Origin of the sequence: Porphyromonas canoris (genome assembly GCF_000765975.1) — a bacterium.
Lineage (GTDB): Bacteria > Bacteroidota > Bacteroidia > Bacteroidales > Porphyromonadaceae > Porphyromonas_A > Porphyromonas_A canoris.
Window position 1 is genome coordinate 1 of record NZ_JQZX01000010.1, and the last position, 529, is coordinate 529.

Genomic DNA, 529 nt, shown 5'->3' on the forward strand with positions numbered 1-529 from the left:
TGTTCCGAACAAGGCTGTAACGTGGAGTTCGGACAAGTCGGAGGTGGCATCCGTTGACAGCAACGGAGAGGTAACCACGCATAAGGAAGGTAGCGCGACCATTACTGCGACATCCGTGGATGGCGGTAAGACAGCCACCTGCCGGGTAACGGTGAAGAGGAAAGAGGTCAAGGTAACCGGCATCACCGTATCTCCGACAGAGAAGAGCGTAGTAGAAGGTGAAAGCTTTACCATCACCGCCACAGTGCTTCCTGCCGATGCGGACAACAAGACGGTAACGTGGAGCAGTTCGGCTTCGGAGATTGCTTCCGTTAATGACAATGGTCGTGTTACCACACACAAGCCGGGGCGTGCGACCATCACTGCCACAACGGCAGACGGCGGTAAGACAGCCACCTGCCAAGTAACCGTCACCAAGAAAGAGGTCAAGGTAACCGGTATCACCGTCTCCCCGACAGAGAAGAGCGTTATCGAAGGTGAAAGCTTTACGATCACCGCCACCGTACAGCCTGCCGATGCAGACAACAAG

At 55.2% G+C, this 529-nt stretch carries 1 protein-coding gene; it reads left to right on the top strand.

From position 1 onward, the window contains the following. A partial coding sequence (locus HQ29_RS06400; RefSeq protein ID WP_161781564.1) for an Ig-like domain-containing protein occupies nucleotides 1-529 on the top strand: 529 nt, incomplete at both ends.